Here is a 17,245-nt window from a genome sequence, read left to right as displayed (position 1 = left end):
GCCTCATCCTTGCTCGCAGCTCGCGACGGCCCCTCACCCGGCGCCGCGAATCACCAGCACAGGAGCGGGAACATGGATTCACGACTGACAGGCCCCACGCGCTTTTTCCCCCGACGCCTGGCATTGGGGGCGGCCGCCCTTTCGCTGATCGCCGCCAGCGTGTTCAGCCAGATGACCCTGGCCGACGACGCCAACAGCACCGGTCTGGCGGTCACGCCGACCGAAGTGACCGTCGGCCAGCTGCACTCGGCCACCGGCACCATGGCGATCTCCGAGACCGGTTCGATCCAGGCCGAACGCCTGGCCATCGACCAGATCAACGCGTCGGGCGGCATTCTTGGCCGCCAGATCAAGATCGTCCAGGAAGACGGCGCGTCCGACTGGCCGACCTTCGCCGAGAAAGCCCGCAAGCTGCTGGTCAACGACAAGGTGGCCACGGTGTTCGGCTGCTGGACCTCGGCGTCACGTAAAGCGGTGTTGCCGGTGTTCGAGAAAGAAAACGGCCTGTTGTACTACCCGACCTTCTACGAAGGGCTGGAACAGTCGAAAAACGTGATTTACACCGGGCAAGAAGCCACCCAGCAGATCCTGGCCAGCTTGGACTGGATCGCCAAGACCAAGGGCGCCAAGACCTTTTACCTGATCGGCTCGGATTACATCTGGCCGCGCACCTCGATGAAGATCGCCCGCAAGCACATCGAAAACGTGCTCCACGGCACTGTTGTCGGCGAAGACTACTACCCGCTGGGCAACACCCAGTTCGGCTCGCTGATCAACAAAGTCAAATTGAAGAAACCTGACGTGGTCTTCGCCGCAGTCGTGGGCGGCTCCAACGTGGCGCTCTACAAGCAGCTCAAAGCCGCTGGCGTCGATTCCACCAAGCAGACGCTGTTGACCCTGTCGGTTACCGAAGACGAACTGCTGGGCATTGGCGGCGAGAACATGAAGGGCTTCTTCGCCTCGATGAAGTATTTCCAGAGCCTGGATAACCCCAACAACAAGGCGTTCGTTGAGGCGTTCAAGGCCAAGTACGGCAAGGATTCGGTGATGGGCGACGTGACCCAGGCCGCCTACCTCGGTCCGTGGTTATGGAAAGCGGCGGTCGAGAAAGCCGGCAGCTTTGACGTCGACAAAGTGGTCGCTGCCTCCCCCGGCATCGAGCTGAACACCGCGCCTGAAGGCTACGTGAAGATTCACGAAAACCATCACCTGTGGAGCAAGACCCGCATCGGTGAAGTCCAGGCTGACGGCCAGTTCAAAGTGGTTTACGAGTCGGACCTGATCGAGCCGAATCCGTTTCCGAAGGGCTATCAGTAGGCCGCTGCGCGGTAGCTGTAAGCGGTTAGCTGCAAGCGGCAACTGGAAGCGGTGTGCGTTGCAGTTGCTCTCGCTTTTACTTGCCGCTTGAAGCTTACAGCTTGCAGCTGGTCCCGACCCCCAATCCTAAACCCACACAGCTTCCCGAGGAGGGACCACCATGGAATGGCTATCGGAATTTGGTGCCATCGCGGCCATGCAGGGGTTCAACGGGCTTTCCGTGTTCTGCGTGCTGTTGTTGATGGCCCTGGGGCTGGCGATCATCTTTGGTCAGATGGGCGTGATCAACATGGCCCACGGTGAATTCCTCACCATCGGCGCCTACACGACTTATCTGCTGTCGACCCTGGTGCAGACCTGGTGTCCGTGGATGCAGCCGTACTATTTCTTCTTCGCCATCGCGTTGTCGTTCGTGGTGGCCGGTGCCGTGGGTTGGGTGGTGGAGTGGGTGATGATCAGTCGCCTCTACCACCGACCGCTCGACACCCTGCTGGCGACCTGGGGCTTGTCCCTGGTCATGCAGCAAGCCTTCCGCTCCATCTTCGGCGCCCGTGAAGTCAGCGCCAACCCGCCCGAATGGCTGATGGGCGCGGTTAAGCTCACCGACGCCATCGAGATCCCGCGCAACGGCCTGTTCGTCATGGGCCTGACCGTGCTGATGACCGGCGGGATTTTTCTGATGCTGTACCGCACCCGCTGGGGGCTGCACGTCCGCGCCACGGTGCAGAACCGCATCATGAGCCGGGCGGTGGGCATCAACACTCGCAAGGTTGACCGCATGACTTTCGCTCTGGGCTGCGGCGTTGCCGGGGTCGCGGGCGCCGCGTTCACCACCATCGGTTCCACCGGCCCCACCGCAGGTTCCCTGTACATCGTCGACACCTTTCTGGTGGTGGTTTTCGGCGGCGCGGCCAGCCTGTTCGGCACCATCGCCTCGGCGTTTGCCATTGCCCAGACCCAGTCCCTGTCGGAGTTCTTCATGAGTGGCTCGATGGCCAGGGTCCTGACCCTGTCCGCCGTGATCCTGATCCTGCTGATGCGCCCCCAGGGGTTGTTCTCCAGCAAGGTTCGTAAATAAGTGTGCGCCAGAGAGGTAGCCCCATGAACGCGCTAAACAAAATGCTCGGCGGACGCCAGGGCGTAATCGGCCTGCTGATCCTTGCGGCCCTGATTCTGGTGGTCTTCCCCCTGACCCTGGACGCCTTTCGCCTGAACATGGTCGGCAAATACCTGACCTACGCGTTCGTCGCCGTGGGCCTGGTGTTGTGCTGGGGGTACGGCGGCATTCTCAGCCTGGGCCAAGGGGTGTTCTTCGGCCTGGGCGGGTATTGCATGGCGATGTTCCTCAAGCTCGAAGCCTCAGATCCGGAAAGCACCAAGATCCAGTCCACGCCCGGGATTCCGGACTTCATGGACTGGAACCAGATCACCGAATTGCCCGGGCTGTGGGCGCCGTTTCACAGCTTCACGTTCACCTTGATCGCGATCATCGTGTTGCCGGTGCTCCTGGCTTTGATCATTGGCGTCGCGCTGTTCAGACGCCGGGTGGGCGATGTGTATTTTTCCATCGTCACCCAGGCCATCGCGTTGATCCTCACGGTGCTGATCATCGGCCAGCAAGGCTTGACCGGCGGGATCAACGGCATCACAGACCTCAAGACACTGCTGGGCTGGGACATCCGCAGCGACAGCGCCAGGCTGCTGTTGTACTTCGTCAATGCAGGGCTGCTGTTCGCCTGCATCCTGTTTGGCAAGTTCATCCTCGCCTCCAAGCTGGGCCGGCTGCTGATGGCCATGCGCGACAAGGAAGAGCGGGTACGGTTTTCCGGTTACGACGTGGCGGCGTTCAAGGTTTTCGTGTACTGCGTCGCGGCGTGTTTCTCGGCCATCGGCGGGGCGATGTTCGCCTTGCAGGTGGGGTTCATGTCGCCCTCGTTCGTGGGCATCGTGCCGTCCATCGAGATGGTGATTTTCGCCGCCGTGGGCGGGCGCATGTCGCTGCTGGGCGCGGTGTACGGCTCGCTGCTGGTCAACTACGGCAAGACCTACTTCTCCGAGTCGTTCCCCGAATTGTGGCTGTACCTCATGGGCGGGCTGTTCATCGCCGTGGTCATGTATTTCCCCAACGGCCTGGCCGGTTTGTGGGAAAGCCACGGGCGCAAATGGTTGTCGGGCGTGACGCGCAAGCCGGCACTGGTGATTGCCTCCCCTGCCCCGGTCATCACGCCAACCCCCGCCCCCGCTGACAAGCAAGCTGCCAGCCCGATGGAGATTCAGCCATGACCCGCGCCACAGGCTTTCAGATGAACAAACCGGTCCTGGCCATTGAAGGGCTGACCGTTTCGTTCGACGGCTTCAAGGCGGTGGACGACCTCAACCTGTACATCGACCGCAACGAAGTGCGGGTGGTCATCGGCCCCAACGGCGCGGGTAAGACCACGGTCCTCGACCTGATCTGCGGCAAGACCCGGGCCACGGGCGGCAGCATCCAGTTCAAGGACCGCGAGCTGACCAAAATGAACGAGTACGACATCGTCCGCGCAGGGGTCGGGCGCAAATTCCAGACGCCGTCGATCTACGACAACCTGAGCGTGTTCGAGAACCTGGAGATGTCGTTTCCGGCGGGCCGGTCAGTGTTCGGCGCGCTGTTTTTCAAGCGCACTCAGGAGGTGCTGGACCGGGTCAATCAAGTGGCCGCCGAGATCTTCCTCGGTGACTGGCTGCAGCAGCAGGCGGGCCTGTTATCCCACGGCCAGAAGCAGTGGCTGGAGATTGGCATGTTGCTGATGCAGGACCCGGAACTGCTGATGCTCGACGAGCCGGTGGCGGGCATGAGTGTCAGCGAGCGGGCGCAAACCGCCGACCTGTTGAATCGCATCAGCCAGGGCCGCTCGGTGCTGGTGATCGAGCACGACATGGAGTTCGTCAAGAGCATCGCGCACAAGGTCACGGTGCTGCATCAAGGCAAGGTGCTGGCCGAAGGCAGCATGGAGTCGGTGCAGAAAAACCCGAAAGTCATCGAAGTTTATCTGGGCCATTAAGGAGCGCAGCATGTTCAACATTCAGCAGCTGGCGTGTGGCTATGGCCAGAGTCAGGTCCTCCACGACCTGAGCCTCTCGGTGCAGAAACAGGAAATAGTCGCGGTGATGGGCCGCAACGGCATGGGCAAGACGACCCTGTTCAAAAGCCTGATGGGCATCCTGCCGCAATGGAGCGGCCAGGTTCAGCTGGACGGCGTGGACGTGTCCGCCATGGAAACCCATAACCGTGTCACCGAGGGCATGGCCTACGTGCCCCAGGGCCGGATGATTTTTCCGTCGATGAGCGTGCTGGAAAACATTCAGACCGGCCTCCCCGCCTCAGCGGGCGGCCAGGTGCCGGAAGACCTGTACGCGCTGTTCCCGGTGCTGTTCGACATGCGCAGCCGACGCGGCGGCAACCTGTCCGGCGGCCAGCAACAGCAGCTGGCGATCGCCCGGGCCCTGGCGACCAATCCCAAGGTGTTATTGCTCGACGAGCCCACCGAAGGCATCCAGCCGTCGATCATCAAGGACATCGCCCGCACCCTCAAAGAGATCCGCACCCTGCGCAACCTGACGATCATCGTCTCCGAGCAGGTGCTGTCCTTCACCCTGGAAATCGCCGACCGGTTGCTGGTGATCGAGAAAGGCCGCTTCGTCATCGAAGAAACCCGGGGCAACGTCGATGAAGCGACGATCAGTCGGTATTTGTCGGTGTAAGCAACAGCCAGAGATGTGCAGCGCCTGTAACGGCCTCTCACGGGACAAGCCACGCTCCTACAGAGGAATGCGGCCACCTGTAGGAGCGACCGGGGTGGCGATCCACCTTGTCCCGCGATGGCGCCCGCCCGGACTTTCACGACGTATTTGATTGACCCGAAACCCAAGGAGAACCCCCCATGACCGATACCTTGATCAAAGTCGACCTCAACCAGCCTGTCACCGAAAACGAGCAGATCCACAACCGCTGGCACCCGGAAATCCCGATGGCCTGCTGGGTCAAGCCGGGGGATGATTTCATCCTCGAAACCTACGACTGGACCGCTGGCGCGATCAAGAACAACGACGATGCCAGCGACGTCCGCGACGTCGACCTGACCACCGTGCATTACCTCTCCGGGCCGGTGGGTGTGCACGGCGCCCAGCCCGGCGACCTGCTGGTGGTGGAGCTGTTGGACATCGGCGCCCGGGCCGATTCGCAATGGGGCTTCAACGGCTTCTTCTCCAAGCAGAACGGCGGCGGCTTCCTCACCGAGCATTTCCCGCTGGCGCAGAAATCCATCTGGGATTTCAAAGGCATGATGACCAGCTCCCGGCACATTCCCGGCGTCGAGTTTGCAGGCTTGATTCACCCCGGCCTGATCGGCTGTCTGCCGGACCACAAGATGCTCGCCGAGTGGAACCGACGTGAGCAGGAACTGATCGACACCGACCCGGACCGCGTCCCGGCACTGGCCTGTCCACCCTGCGCCAGCACGGCGCACCTGGGCAAACTCAAAGGCCCGGCCCGGGACCTCGCCGCCGCCACGGGCGCACGCACCGTGCCGCCCCGTGAGCACGGTGGCAACTGCGACATCAAGGATTTGTCCCGAGGCTCGAAAGTGTTCTTCCCGGTCTACGTGGACGGCGCGGGTTTGTCCGTGGGCGACTTGCACTTCAGCCAGGGCGACGGCGAAATCACCTTCTGCGGCGCCATCGAAATGGCCGGCTGGGTGCACATGCGCGTCGAGCTGATCAAGGACGGCATGGCCAAGTACGGGATCAAAAACCCGGTCTTCAAGCCAAGTCCTATCGTGCCGAACTACAACAACTACCTGATCTTCGAAGGCATCTCGGTCGACGAAGCCGGCCAGCAGCACTACCTGGACGTCAACGTCGCCTACCGCCAGGCGTGCCTGAACGCGATCAACTACATGACCAAGTTCGGTTACTCCCCGGCCCAGGGTTATTCGCTGCTGGGCTCGGCACCGGTGCAGGGTCACATCAGCGGCGTGGTCGACATCCCCAACGCGTGCGCGACGTTGTGGCTGCCGACCGAGATCTTCAAATTCGACATCAACCCCAACGCCAATGGCCCGACAAAATTCATCGACGGCACCGTGGACTTGCCGATCGCGCAGGATAAGTAACGCTGGGCTGACGCCTGACCTGCAGTCGCGAAGGAATTCGCGCCTGCAGAACCCACGCCGACTAAAGGATTTGAGCCATGCCCATGTACGAATACGACTGCCCTGAATGCGGGGATTTCACCTCGCTGCGACCCATGGCCGAGAGCGCGCTGCCGTGCGAGTGCCCGGCGTGCGGCGCATCGAGCCTGCGGGTGATTCTCTCCGCGCCGGGGCTGAGCACCATGGCCGGCAACACCCGCAGCGCCATCGGCCGCAACGAGCAAAGCGCCCACGCGCCAAAAACCCTGGACCAGTACAAGGAAAGCCGGGGCCACCCCAGCGGTTGCAGTTGCTGCGGCCCGACAAAACGGCTCGAACCCACCAAAGCCAATCCCCACGCCCTGAAAGGCAAGCCAGCGGGCCGACCGTGGATGATCAGCCATTGATCTTTAGGGTGTTTATAGGGGACTGATTTATTTATCGCGCTTCTTTGATAAATCAATCTGTCCCCGATCGTTTATAGGGGACTGATTTATTTATCGCACTTCTTTGATAAATCAATCTGTCCCCGATGGCATAGCAAGCCGGGAGACAGATTAATTTACGGTGAAGCGCTGTAAATAAATCAGTCCCCTTCCCAGTCGTAAATAAATCAGTCCCCTCCCCACTACCCTTCCCACTAGTTCCCTCCTCACTTACGACTCGAGATGACAGCGCACGGACGCCTCACCGCCTTTTGCCGGTAGTAACGCCTGGGGCTTTTCGCAGCCTTGGGTGGCTTTCGGGCAGCGATCCCGGAAAAAACACCCCTTCGGCAACGTTCGATTGCCCGGCAGCTCGGTCGGCGCCGACACTTGCCCATCGTCCACCGCCACCCCCAAACGCGGCACTGCCTCCAGCAACAGCTGCGTATACGGATGACGCGGCTGCTCCAGCACCTCCGCCGCCGAACCCAACTCCACAATCTGCCCCAGGTACATCACCGCCACCCGGTCGGCCATGTGTCGCACCACCGAGACGTTGTGGGAGATCAGGATGTAGGTCAGGTCGCGGCTGCGCTGCAGCTCGGCCAGCAGATTGAGAATCTGTGCCTGCACCGAAATATCCAGCGCCGAAGTCGGCTCGTCCAGCACGATGATGTCCGGGTTCGACGACAAGGCGCGGGCGATAGCGATCCGCTGACGCTGCCCCCCGGAAAACTGGTGAGGAAAACGATCCAGGTATTCCGTGCGAATGCCCACCTGAGCCGCCACCTTCGCGGCAATGGCACGCATCTCGTGGCGCGGCGCCGAACGCTGCACGAACAGCGGCTCGGTGATGATTTTCCACACCGGCAGCCTCGGGTCGAGGGACGATTGCGGGTCCTGAAACACAATCTGCACGTTGCTGCTGCGTTCCTTGTCGCTGTTGTAGATCCAGTCGAGTCGCCCGGACGTCGGCTTGATCAAGCCCATCAACAACTGCGCCAGGGTGCTTTTGCCGCAGCCAGACTCTCCCACTACACCGAGAGTCTCGCCGGAGCGGACCTGCAGATCGATGCCGTTCAGGGCGTGGGCCAGGGCTTTCGGGCGACCGAGCCAGTCCTTGCCCATCGGGTAATGCACGCGTACGTCCTGCAGGCCGAGGATGGTCGGGCTTGCGCCGGGCAATGTCTGCAGCGCTGAACGGTTCATGGCCGCGACTCCTGTGGGGTGGCGTGTGAAGGCGCGCTCAACCAGCAGGCGCTCTTGCGGTCTGCGGCGGCGTCGATGGTCTGCATTGGCGGGCGCTGCAGGCATTGAGCCGTGCCGAAGGCGCAGCGATCCAGGAAGGTGCAGCCCTCCGGGAACGCCGAAAGGTTGGGCACCTGCCCGGGTATGGTCATCAGGTCCTGACCCGGTTCGACCATCTCCGGCAATCCGCTGAGCAAGCCCTGGGTGTACGGATGCCGGGGGTCGGCCATCACCTGAGCGGTGACGCCCTGCTCCACCACCGCGCCGGTGTACATCACGTAAACCCGGTCGCAGAACTGCGACACCAGCGCCATGTCGTGGGTGATCAGCAAAATCGCCGTGCCCCGCGCGCGGGCCTTTTCCCGCAGCAGCAACAGCACCTGCCGCTGCACCGTGACGTCCAGCGCGGTGGTCGGTTCGTCGGCGATCAGCAATTGCGGATCGCAGGAGAACGCCAACGCGATCATCACCCGCTGACGCATGCCGCCGGAGAGCTCGAAGGGGTAGCTGTTCATCACCTGCTCGGGGTCGGCGATGTGCATGTCCCGCAGCAACGCGATGGCTTTGGCCTTGGCGTCGGCCTTGCTCAGGCGCTGGTGATGGATGATCACGTCGAGCATCTGCCGGCCGATGCGGCGGGTCGGATTGAGGGCGGTCATGGGCTCCTGAAAGATCATCGCGGCGTCGCGGCCACGGACACTCAGCAGGTCTTTCTCTTTGGCGGTGAGCATGTCGCGGCCCAAAATGCTCAGGCTGCCGGCTTTCACGTCGTAAGAACGCTCCGGCAGCAGGCGCAGGCTGAGCATCGCGGTGACCGACTTGCCCGAGCCGGACTCGCCGATCACCCCGACGATCTCACCGGGATTGACGTGCAGCGAGACGCCGTTGAGCGCCTTGACGGTACTTTTGTAAGCCGGGAATTCGATGCGCAGGTCGTCGATGACCAGCACCGGTGCCTGCTCGGCAAGCGGTGTTTGAACAGAAGCCTGCATGGTCATTTCCCCTGCTGCCGTGGGTCGAGCAAGTCACGCACGCCGTCGCCCAAAAGGTTGAAACCGGTGGCGGTGATCAGAATCGCCACGCCGGGAAAGGTCGAGTACCACCATTGATCAAGGATGTAGTTGCGCCCGGTCGCGACCATCGCGCCCCACTCCGCCGTCGGCTGTTGCGCGCCACGTGCCAGATGACCATGTGCCAGCGCCCGGCGCCGAAGGTTTCGGCGGCCTTGACGTAACCCATCTGGCGAATGCTCAGGGCCTGCCCCCGGGCCAGGCGCACGTAGAACGGAATCCGCACCAGCGTGATCGCCAGCATGGCGTTGAACAGGCTCGGGCCCAGCGCGGCGGCCAGGGCCATGATCAGCACCAGCGAAGGCACCGAGAGCATGATGTCCATCAGGCGCATGATCAGGCCGTCAAAGCGCCCGCCAATGATCCCGGACATGCAACCCAGCAAGCCGCCGGCAAAGCACGACGCGAAGGCCACGAACAGGCCAACGCCGACGGATTGCCGACTGCCGTACAGCACGCGGCTGAACAGGTCGCGGCCCACTTCGTCGGTGCCGAACCAGTGGGCGGCCGACGGCGCGGCCAGGCGCTGGGTCAGGTTCAGTGCATTGGGATCATGGGACGCGAGCCACGGCGCGAAGGCCATCACCAACAGCACCATCACGGTGATCAGCAGCCCGGCCATGGTCAGCGGACTGCGGCGGATTTGGTGGGCCAGATACGCCCATTTGTCCCGCCAGCGCGAGGCGGCCGGCAGTGGCGCCACGGCGGGCGCGGTGATCGGGGTAGTCATGTCAGTTGACCTCGCCAATGCGCGGATCGATCAGGCGGTACAGCAGATCGATCGCCATGTTCAGCAGCACATAAATGAAAGAAACCATGATCGCGAAACCCATCACCGCCGGGAAATCCAGCGACTGGATCGACTTGACCACGTAAGCGCCCATGCCCGGCCAGGCGAACACGGTTTCGGTGAGCACCGCGCCGTAGAGCAGATCGCCCAGGGTCAGGCCCAGAACGGTGACCGAGGGAATCAGCGCGTTGGGCAAGGCGTGACGCAGAATTACCGCCCATTTCGACAGGCCGTAGGCGCGCGCGGTACGGATGTAGTCTTCGCCGAGCTGGTCGAGCATCGCCGAACGGATCTGCCGCGCCACCACGCCGAGGTTGACGAAACCGAGGGTGATGGTCGGCAGAATCAGGTGCTGCAGGGCGTTGAAGAACAGCCCGGTGTCGCCCGCCAGCAGCGAATCGATCAGGTAAAAGCCGGTGATGGTGCGGGGCGGGTCCAGCCCCTCGTCAAGCCGCCCGCTGCCCGGCAGCCAGTTGAGGTGGCCGTAAAACAGCACAATCAGGCCCAGCCCGAGCCAGAACGCCGGGGTCGAAATCCCGGTCACCGCCAGGGTGCGTGCGACCTGATCGATAAAGCGGTTGTGGTACACCGCCGAGAGCACGCCCAACGGCACGCCCACCAGAATCGACAAGGTCAGCGCCGCCAGCGCCAGTTCCAGGGTTGCCGGAAAGAACGCCTGCAAGTCTTCCAGCACCGGGCGATGGGTGCGAATCGACGTGCCCAGGTCGCCGTGCAGCAGGTCGAGCATGTAGCGGCCGTATTGTTGATACAGCGGCAGGTCCAGCCCCAACTGGTGGCGGATGTTGTCGACGATGGCGTCGGTGGCGCGGTCGCCGGCGATCAGTCGCGCGGGGTCGCCCGGAATCAGGTGCGAGATGGAAAAGGTAATCAGGGAAACGCCGAACACCACCAGCAGCAGGCCGCCCAGGCGTTTGCGCAGCATATTCAGGAAGGCCATGGGGCACCTCAGTCACGCAGTCGATCAATAACGCGAAACTGCTCGCGGACACAGCGCTGCTTCACAGGCCCCTGCCTCACTTGCAGGGCCCTGTGAGTCACAGCGATTGACGGGATGCAGCGCTTACTTGGTGATCGTGCCGACGTTGAACACCTGTTCCAGCATCGGGTTGAACACGTAGCCCTTGACCTTTTCGCTCATCGGCAAGGTGTAGGCCTTCTGGTAGAGGTAGGCGTAGACGCTGTCGTTGAGCACGATCTTCTGCGCCTGCTGATACAGCTCGGTGCGCTTGGCCATGTCATTGGTGCTCGCCGATTCGCGGATCAGTTTGTCCACGGCCGGGTTGTCATAGAACGAACGGTTGCCGGCCAGGCCTTTCAGCTTCGAGTCGAAGAAGAAGTTCATGAACATGTAGGGGTCGGCGAAGTCCGGGCTCCACGAACCGATGGCGATGTCGAAGTCCCCGGTGCCCAGGCGCTCGCGCATGCTGGCGTTGGCGAGCTTCTCCAGCTTGAGGTTCACGCCCAGGGGTTGCAGGCCGGCTTGAAGGGTCAGGCCGATGGGCTCCCAGTTCGGGTCTTTGTCGGAGTACATGAATGTCAGGTTGCTGACCTTGGGTGACACTTTCGCCAGGTCCGCCTTGGCCTTGTCCATGTCCTGCTTGAACGCCGGCAGCTTCTCGTCATACGCCCACATGCCCTGGGGGATCGGGCCATTGAGCGGCTTGGCCTTGCCTTTCAGGATGCCGTTGATGATGCCGTCGTAATCCAGAGATTCGACGATCGCGCGCCGCGCATCGGGGTTGTTCATCGGCGCTTTCTGGGTGTTGAGGTACAGCAGCGTCACCCGCAGCGACGGGTAGTCGCCGACGACAATGCCGGATTTCTTCGCCAGCGCTTCGAGCTGGTCTTCGGGCATGTCTTCGATGATGTCCAGGTCGCCGTGTTCCAGCTGCAGCCGACGCACCGAGGCCTCGCTGATGATCTTCACCACAACTTTCTTCAGGGTCGGTTTGGGGCCGGCGTAGTAGCTGTTCTGCTCCATGGTCAGGGCCTGGCCTTTCTGCCAGTTGACCAGCTTGAACGCACCGGAACCTGCGGTGTGGTTCGACAGGTAGGCGTCGGCGCCTTCGGCTTTCTTCGCCACGTCCGGGTTGATGATCGCCGCGCCGTTGTGGGCCAGCGTCGAGAGGAACGGCGCGTACGGTGCTTTCAGGGTGAAGCGCACGGTCAGCGGATCAACCACCGACACCGCCATGTCATCGGGAAACGCACCGGACGGGCCTTGCTTGAGCTTCATCACCCGGTCGAAGGAGAACTTCACCGCCTCGGCGTTGACCTCGGCGCCGTCATCGAATGTGTTGCCGGGCTTGAGCTTGAATTCCCAGGTCAGGCTGTCTGCCGAGGTGGTCCAGCTGCTGGCCAGCTCCCCCGCGACTTCGGTGCTGCCCTTGCCGTTTTCGACCTTGTAGGTGACCAGCCGCTGGTACGCCGGGTAGGTCACGGTCCAGTCGTTGTTGTCGATGGTCACGGCCGGGTCGAGGGTTTGCGGGTCGGACGGTTTGCCGATCATCAGGGTGTCCTGGGGCACGGCTGCGCTGGCCGATTGCCAGGCGCCGAGGCCCATGGCGGTGCAGAGGAGTGCCATCGCCAGGGTGCTAGGGGTGAAGATTGATTTCATGCCGGTTCCTTGATCGTCGATGTAGGGAAGTTCGTCAGGGTTGTTATTGAAGCTATACCGGGCAGTTAAAGCTCACAGGCCTCAGGCCTGGGAAATGGCACGCCCTGCTCTTGCGAGGTCGGGTGGCGCCAGATTCAGCCGGGATTCGTGGTCGTCCCGGTCGTGTGTTCGTGTGTCTTGTTTTATATCTTGTCGTGCTTTGCGTGCTGCGTGGTCAGTCAGCGGGCTGGATCGAGCCGTCGTCGATCAGCGGGTAGTCCTCGGCGTCGGGCAGTTCGTAATGCCACCACTCGCTGTCGATGTAGGTGAATCCTGCGGCCAGCATGATCCCCAGCAGGAGCAGACGATTGCGCTGAACGTTGGCGGGCAGATCAGCGAAAAACTGATGGGACTGCTCGCGCATGTCATCGAAACCGGTGCCCATGTCGAGGGCCTGCCCGCTGGCGTCGATCAGGGTCAGGTCCACCGCCACGCCACGGGTGTGGTGGGAACCCAGCGTAGGGTCACGGACGTATTCCGGGTTGGGCAGCGCCTGCCAGAGCAGGTACTGCGCGTAAGCCGGGCGATAAGCATCGAAGAGGCGCAGGCGCAAACCGGCCTGGCGCGCCAGGGTGCTGGCCTTGCGCAGACAACGCTCGGCGTCGCGGTGCAACAGGCAGCGCGGGTCCTGGTAAATCTGCTTGCCGGCGAGGTTGTCGACGCCGGCGTAGATCAAGTCGACCTCGACCTGCAGCGCGTGGGCGTCGACTTCGACGAGGGGGCTATTCACGTAACGACACTCCAGATCAGCTTCTTCATTCATCATGTATTGAGGGGGTAGAGCTTCCCGGCTGAAGCCGGTCCTACTAAAAGCGAGTCATGCATCGGGCCCGGCTGCCTCCCGTAGGACCGGCTTTAGCCGGGAAGCTGTTGCCCTTGTGAAACCGGCTTCAACCGGGCAATCCGGTTTATTCGAACTGGCCAAACAGTTGTTGCAGCTCACGGTTCTTCGCCAGCCTCTGGTCGAGGCGATCGCCATAGCGCTCGGCTACCGCCGACACCATCAAATTAAACAGGCACGTCAGCGGCGCCAGGGAATCCCAGAATTGCCCCACGTCGGCGTCGAGCTGCAGCAGGTCGCTCGGGAAATCCCGCGCCCACGGGCAGTGAAAATCGGTGATGAAGGCCAGTCCGACGGTCTGCTGATGGGCGACTTCGCAGAAGGTCCGCGTAACAGCGGAATAGGTGCGGAAGTCGGCGATCACGGCGTAGGGATTTTCGAATTGCGAGTTCAGCGATTCGGCATAGGTGCCGGACAAACCGTCGACGTAATACACCTTGGGCCGGATGTACTCCAGGTGACTGAAAAACGCGTTGAGGATGCCGCGGGTGGTCTGAATGCCGACGATAAACACCGCGTCGGCGCTGTGCAGCCGTTCAACGATCCGGGCGAAGGTTTCGCCACGGGCCAGGGCATAGACCCGCTGGATCGCTTCCAGCTCACGGTTCATCGAACGTTCCAGTGCATCACCCTGGGTGTTTTCTTCACGAAACGCGCCGAGCCGATCAGTGATCACCCAAGGACTGGCGGTGTCGCCGCGCAGGCTCTGTTTGACGTCGTCAATGTTACGGTAGCCCAGGGAGCGCAGGAACCGCCCCACCGAAATACCGGTGGTGCCGGTCTGCTGGGCGATGCTGTCAGCGGTCTCGAACGGCAGCTTCTGCGGGTTGGCCAACAGGTAGCCGGCGATGCGCTTGCCCGTCGGCGTCAAATCGCTAAACCGTTGTTCCAGTGCATCGAGGAAGGGACGCTTTTCCATGGGAATTCCGATGATGGAGCCGGGTTGCACGGACCGGGATAATGTTATCCGGCGGTCATTTTGCAACAGGATGTTAGCAACTTAACATCCTGTCTCACGGCCTTACAACGATTTTTTCAAGAGATTTCAGGCAGGGGATTTTGGTGATTCAGGGTGGTGCGGACGAGAGAGGAAATGCCCTTTTTGTGGGCGATATTCACTGATACAGGATGACCTTACGGGAGCGCAATGGTCTGCGGAATGACCACTTCAAGGGAACCATCTGCAGACTTGAGCCCCAAACTTGACCACCGGCTCCGACGGAAACCGCGCAGGGCGAATATCTAGCCGATCCACGGAGACCGTCGTAAGCACCAGCGTGTTTTTACCGTCCTCCTCTGGACGACTTTTCATCTTTGAATATCAGACTATCAGCCAGATGTACTCCGGTTGCTACCTATGGCTTTCGTATCCACCTTAAGAAAGCCGCTGCCGTGAAACCCCGTATGCGGTAATCCGCCCGACGTTATTTTGACAAGATAGCTCGCCGATAAAAACTCAGGTCGGTCGTCATAGCTTGGGATCCTCGACAGGAAGAAGCTACTGCCCGCCCCTTTTCTTTCACTCCGTTTCCTCTCAACACTTTGTTCCCCTTGATCGATATTCTTTCTAGGTAGATCCCCTTGACCGACCACGTAAAATCGTTGACCGGCATCCGGATTTGGGTCGGTGAATACTCCCAAAGGGACTGGACCGCTAAAAACGAAGTAGGGGTCCAGTTCTCCACCCGCCCGAGAGGCTGGAGGGTTTTAACTGCCTGCTTCCCCGAAAAACCTGAAGAGCAAAACTTCGGTGGGAAGCGTGTTCGGATCCTGAGCAACCGCGAGTATATCCGTGCCTCTTTGAATCCCCAGCTTGCGGAACCCATTAAGATTGTCATAAGTTCTGGAGCCGTTAATACCAAACTCGCTGTCCAGAGTCCCATCAGGCATTATCCGCGTCATGCGTGCATGCTGCTCCGATACCGCATCCTGTCCAGCCACGATGATTCGTTCTTGGTTATCCAACTCCATGAACACAAACGCATCTGAAATGCCGCCCATCTCACTCAACAAAAGTGCTTCACCACCATTGAAACTTGCGTCCTCCTTCCCGTTCTTGTCCAGCTTCATGACAGCAAATTCCATGCGTCCCTGCGATTGTAGGTAATCCACAGCAAGCAAGAGGATAGCTTCGCCGTCATCCAGGACCGTGACTTGTTTAATATAAACATTGGCCCCTTCGATCTTGATGATCTGCTCACCGCTATTGCCGAAGCCGGAATCGAGTTTACCGTCCGAGGTATATCGAGCCAGGACCCCCTCTGTAGCATTGGAAACCTGCCCCCTGCCAGCAAGCGTGATGCTCCTATTACTATCGATTCCATAGTCTAACCATTGCAGCCCGCGTTCTGGACTTCCCGCAGGTATCGTCAAGACGCCGTTTGTCCCAAACGAGGTCACGGGGTCGCCGTTCTCACCAATTTTTACCAGGTGGTAGGATTCAACCTGGGTGTTGGAGTTGAAAAGACGGCAACAGAAAAGTATGTCTCCACTTGACTGTACAGTCCGCCGGATAGAGCCGAATCCATGGGAAACAGCTTGAATGTGTGGCGCCCGCGAGTCGTCAGGGTGAGATAAATCAACGCCGCAGCTGGCAGCGTCTTTAGACAAGTCGACCTCGTAAATCATCCGCCCTTTATTCCCGAAACCCTCATCAATTGCGGCAGGGGTGCCTGAAGTCTCAATACGGACTGCGGCAGGGTAAAAATATCTACCGGATTCGGTAGTAACGTCTGTGATGCCAACACAGGTAATTTTGCCGTCGTTATTAAAAATCAACCCCTGAACATCCATAACGGCTCTTAGACTGTCATCGACGAATGGAAGGGCCAAGTTCCCAAAAGCAGGATCAACAGCGCCAGTCGGCAGCCGGCCAACTATCACACTTGGGTTACTGCCACTCGTCCCGTAAGTGATGACATAGATCCTTTGATCAGTATCCGTGGTTGGATCAGTGATAAACGGATCACGAACATATCTGACATAGCCACTGCCGCCGAATTGTAGATCCTGATCCCCAGCAACATGCGCGGCGTTGGCAGGAGAGGTCCTTCCGTTGCGACTGTCATTACCCATGACGTTTCATCCTTTGAATGTGTTTGCGGTTTCCAGAGCCTAGCGCCTGGTCCGATCACGTTCAAATAGGATGAAACCCACCTGATTTATTGCGAATTAGAAAATCCCTTTAAATACATTAGCTTGGAAATTAATAGTATGATTCGCAATTGAGCTTACTTCCAAAAAATCTATAGACTTATAAATAACCGAAATAAGAATCACCGTACTATTCCCTTTTATCCTGCAACGTACCACTGCTCGCAACAAGCACGCCGGCTGATCTACAGGCGCTGTGCATTGCACACAGCGCCCACTCGACCCGCATACGCCTGCCGAACTGGCGCTTGTCTATCATGCGCCGGAAAAATAATACAAGGATCTGTAGACCAATCTGATCAGAGTTATTTAACACCCAACCAACTGTCAGCCAATTATGTATTGCTATGCGTCGCATGCCCTATGAAGTGCGTGCAGAGTCCCAGCGAGTTTGAGATAGCTTAAAGCCTCCCCTACAGACAACATACCCGATCTGAGCAGGACCGGCTTTACCCGGGAGGAGGCCTGTGTGAACACCCTGACTTTTGCGGTGTATCCACTGACGCCTTCCCAGCTGAAGCCGGCCCTACATGAGATCAGCGCAGGTTGTTCTTCG

The 17,245-nt window shown here is 60.3% G+C and carries 15 protein-coding genes and 1 pseudogene; 8 read left to right on the top strand and 8 right to left on the bottom strand.

From position 1 onward, the window contains the following. Positions 1 to 72 precede the first annotated feature (72 nt). The 7 genes from urtA to BBI10_RS21540 all read left to right on the top strand — a co-directional run bounded on the left by urtA (position 73) and on the right by BBI10_RS21540 (position 6,892). Positions 73 to 1,317: an urea ABC transporter substrate-binding protein gene (gene urtA / locus BBI10_RS21570; RefSeq protein WP_065991642.1), complete on the top strand. Its 1,245-nt coding sequence runs from the start codon at positions 73 to 75 to the stop codon at positions 1,315 to 1,317. A gap of 160 nt (positions 1,318 to 1,477) precedes the next feature. Continuing rightward, the gene (gene urtB / locus BBI10_RS21565; protein ID WP_065991641.1) at positions 1,478 to 2,395 is read left to right on the top strand and encodes an urea ABC transporter permease subunit UrtB; all 918 of its coding nucleotides are present in this window, start codon (positions 1,478 to 1,480) and stop codon (positions 2,393 to 2,395) included. Positions 2,396 to 2,418: 23 nt separating this feature from the next. Then, entirely contained in the window at positions 2,419 to 3,600 is a 1,182-nt protein-coding gene (urtC, locus tag BBI10_RS21560) for an urea ABC transporter permease subunit UrtC (protein ID WP_065991640.1), read from the top strand. After that, positions 3,597 to 4,358 carry an urea ABC transporter ATP-binding protein UrtD gene (gene urtD, locus BBI10_RS21555; RefSeq protein WP_065991639.1) on the top strand — a complete coding sequence of 254 codons (762 nt, stop codon included), beginning with the start codon at positions 3,597 to 3,599 and terminating at the stop codon, positions 4,356 to 4,358. Before urtC ends, urtD begins: the two co-directional genes overlap by 4 nt. Before the next feature lie 10 nt (positions 4,359 to 4,368). Then, entirely contained in the window at positions 4,369 to 5,058 is a 690-nt protein-coding gene (urtE, locus tag BBI10_RS21550) for an urea ABC transporter ATP-binding subunit UrtE (RefSeq protein WP_065991638.1), read from the top strand. 179 nt (positions 5,059 to 5,237) lie between these two features. After that, a complete protein-coding gene (gene fmdA, locus BBI10_RS21545) occupies positions 5,238 to 6,467 on the top strand; it encodes a formamidase (RefSeq protein WP_065991637.1) in 1,230 nt (409 codons plus the stop codon). Between the two features lie 77 nt (positions 6,468 to 6,544). Further along, positions 6,545 to 6,892: an FmdB family zinc ribbon protein gene (locus BBI10_RS21540; protein ID WP_065991636.1), complete on the top strand. Its 348-nt coding sequence runs from the start codon at positions 6,545 to 6,547 to the stop codon at positions 6,890 to 6,892. Between the two features lie 249 nt (positions 6,893 to 7,141). Here BBI10_RS21540 and BBI10_RS21535 read toward each other — a convergent pair whose 3' ends face one another. From BBI10_RS21535 to BBI10_RS21500, 8 genes and pseudogenes are all read right to left on the bottom strand, one after another. Beyond that, positions 7,142 to 8,119 (bottom strand): oligopeptide/dipeptide ABC transporter ATP-binding protein, encoded by a 978-nt coding sequence (locus tag BBI10_RS21535; RefSeq protein WP_065991635.1) that lies wholly within the window; start codon positions 8,117 to 8,119, stop codon positions 7,142 to 7,144. After that, positions 8,116 to 9,156: an ABC transporter ATP-binding protein gene (locus BBI10_RS21530; protein ID WP_065991634.1), complete on the bottom strand. Its 1,041-nt coding sequence runs from the start codon at positions 9,154 to 9,156 to the stop codon at positions 8,116 to 8,118. The genes BBI10_RS21535 and BBI10_RS21530 overlap by 4 nt, the downstream gene beginning before the upstream one ends. Then, positions 9,153 to 9,958: pseudogene (locus BBI10_RS21525) on the bottom strand (ABC transporter permease subunit). The gene BBI10_RS21530 and the pseudogene BBI10_RS21525 overlap by 4 nt, the downstream one beginning before the upstream one ends. A gap of 1 nt (position 9,959) precedes the next feature. Next, positions 9,960 to 10,976 carry an ABC transporter permease gene (locus tag BBI10_RS21520; protein ID WP_065991633.1) on the bottom strand — a complete coding sequence of 339 codons (1,017 nt, stop codon included), beginning with the start codon at positions 10,974 to 10,976 and terminating at the stop codon, positions 9,960 to 9,962. A gap of 123 nt (positions 10,977 to 11,099) precedes the next feature. Continuing rightward, positions 11,100 to 12,656: an ABC transporter substrate-binding protein gene (locus BBI10_RS21515; RefSeq protein WP_065991632.1), complete on the bottom strand. Its 1,557-nt coding sequence runs from the start codon at positions 12,654 to 12,656 to the stop codon at positions 11,100 to 11,102. Positions 12,657 to 12,870: 214 nt separating this feature from the next. Beyond that, positions 12,871 to 13,425 carry a D-alanyl-D-alanine dipeptidase gene (ddpX, locus tag BBI10_RS21510; RefSeq protein ID WP_244160409.1) on the bottom strand — a complete coding sequence of 185 codons (555 nt, stop codon included), beginning with the start codon at positions 13,423 to 13,425 and terminating at the stop codon, positions 12,871 to 12,873. A 178-nt stretch (positions 13,426 to 13,603) separates the two neighbouring features. Beyond that, the gene (locus BBI10_RS21505) at positions 13,604 to 14,455 is read right to left on the bottom strand and encodes a MurR/RpiR family transcriptional regulator (protein ID WP_065991631.1); all 852 of its coding nucleotides are present in this window, start codon (positions 14,453 to 14,455) and stop codon (positions 13,604 to 13,606) included. Between the two features lie 788 nt (positions 14,456 to 15,243). Further along, positions 15,244 to 16,611 carry a hypothetical protein gene (locus BBI10_RS21500; RefSeq protein WP_065991630.1) on the bottom strand — a complete coding sequence of 456 codons (1,368 nt, stop codon included), beginning with the start codon at positions 16,609 to 16,611 and terminating at the stop codon, positions 15,244 to 15,246. Positions 16,612 to 16,890: 279 nt separating this feature from the next. Between BBI10_RS21500 and BBI10_RS28385 the strand changes: the two genes are divergently transcribed. Further along, positions 16,891 to 17,094: a 2Fe-2S iron-sulfur cluster-binding protein gene (locus BBI10_RS28385; RefSeq protein ID WP_347876474.1), complete on the top strand. Its 204-nt coding sequence runs from the start codon at positions 16,891 to 16,893 to the stop codon at positions 17,092 to 17,094. The last annotated feature ends 151 nt before the right edge of the window (positions 17,095 to 17,245 follow it).

The sequence above is a fragment of the Pseudomonas graminis genome, from assembly GCF_001705435.1.
Classification (GTDB): domain Bacteria; phylum Pseudomonadota; class Gammaproteobacteria; order Pseudomonadales; family Pseudomonadaceae; genus Aquipseudomonas; species Aquipseudomonas graminis_B.
This window is presented reverse-complemented; position numbering and strand designations above follow the sequence as displayed.